The sequence below is a fragment of the Nocardia sp. NPDC060220 genome (assembly GCF_042727815.1).
GTDB lineage: Bacteria > Actinomycetota > Actinomycetes > Mycobacteriales > Mycobacteriaceae > Nocardia.
Window position 1 is genome coordinate 1 of sequence record NZ_JBHWZY010001309.1, and the last position, 1,275, is coordinate 1,275.

At 67.6% G+C, this 1,275-nt stretch carries 2 protein-coding genes; one reads left to right on the forward strand and one right to left on the reverse strand.

The window, feature by feature from the left end; genetic code table 11:
• Window positions 1-290: gamma-glutamylcyclotransferase family protein (locus ACFWF3_RS36305; protein WP_379318715.1), on the reverse strand; the 290-nt coding region annotated here is incomplete at its 3' end.
• A gap of 222 nt (window positions 291-512) precedes the next feature.
• On the opposite strand from ACFWF3_RS36305, the gene ACFWF3_RS36310 reads away from it, so the two are divergent.
• A partial coding sequence (locus tag ACFWF3_RS36310) for an FAD-dependent oxidoreductase (RefSeq protein WP_379318713.1) occupies window positions 513-1,275 on the forward strand: 763 nt, incomplete at its 3' end.

A 1,275-nucleotide genomic window follows, 5' to 3' on the forward strand; every position in this document is an offset into this window, starting at 1 on the left:
GGGGTGCCGGTGACCCGGATCCGGATCTTCTTGTGGATGCCGAAGTCGGAGCCCTCCCAGCGGTCGAGGCTGTCCTCGTCCTCGGGGGAGACGTCGTAGAGCACGACGAACACCCGGGAGCCGGGATCCTCGACGACGGTGGCCAACGGCCCTTCCCAGCCGATGTCGTCACCGGCGAAGGTCAGGCGCCAACCCTCCAGCCACCCGGTCCCGGACATGGGCGAATGCGGGCAGCGTTCCAGCATCTGCGTCGAGTCCATGTTGGACCCGTAGGCGGCATAGATCGGCACCATCGAACTGTAGCCAATAACCACGGTGGAATTCCTGTCTCCCACCCAGATCGGCTGACGGTCACACTTGCCGGTGGTGCCGAACGTGGCACAGAACACGCGCACCGTTGTTCACCGATCCGACCCGGGCACGTCACAGAGCACCTGAAATGATGGGGCGACAGCACGGACGAGCCCTCACAAGGGGCAGGTCCGATCAGGCGAGCACAAGGAGCGTGACTGGTGGCACGGATTGCGATCATCGGCGGTGGACCGGCCGGATACGAGGCGGCGCTGGTAGCCGCTCAGCACGGGGCCACGGTGACCCTGGTCGACGCCGACGGTATCGGTGGCGCCTGTGTGCTGTGGGATTGCGTGCCGTCGAAAACCTTCATCGCCTCGACGGGCCTGCGCACCGACCTGCGTCGCGCGCGCGACCTCGGCATCAATATCGATGCCGATCAGGCCAAGGTGCATCTGCCCGAGGTGAACGCGCGCGTCAAGGCGCTCGCACTGGCACAGTCCTCCGATATCCGCGCCAAATTGCAGGCCGCGGGTGTGCAACTACTTCCTGGCTATGGCGAATTGGTCGGGCCCGCACCGGGTTTGGCCCATCGCGTGCGCGCGAACCTGGCCGACGGGAGCTCCGAGGAGTTCGAGGCCGAGGTCGTGTTGATCGCGACCGGCGCGAGCCCGCGGGTGCTCCCCGGCGCCGAGCCCGACGGTGAGCGGATCCTGAACTGGCGCCAGCTCTACGACCTGCCGGAACTGCCCGAGACGCTGGTCGTCGTCGGATCCGGTGTCACCGGCGCCGAATTCGTGTCCGCCTACACCGAGATGGGTGTGCGGGTGAAGCTCGTGTCGAGCCGCGACCGCGTGCTGCCCGGCGAGGACGCCGACGCTGCCCTCGTGCTCGAGGAAGCCCTCGCCGAACGCGGCGTCGAGCTGGTCAAGCACGCTCGCGCCGACGCGGTGGAGCGCACCGCCGACGGGATCGTGGTGAAGC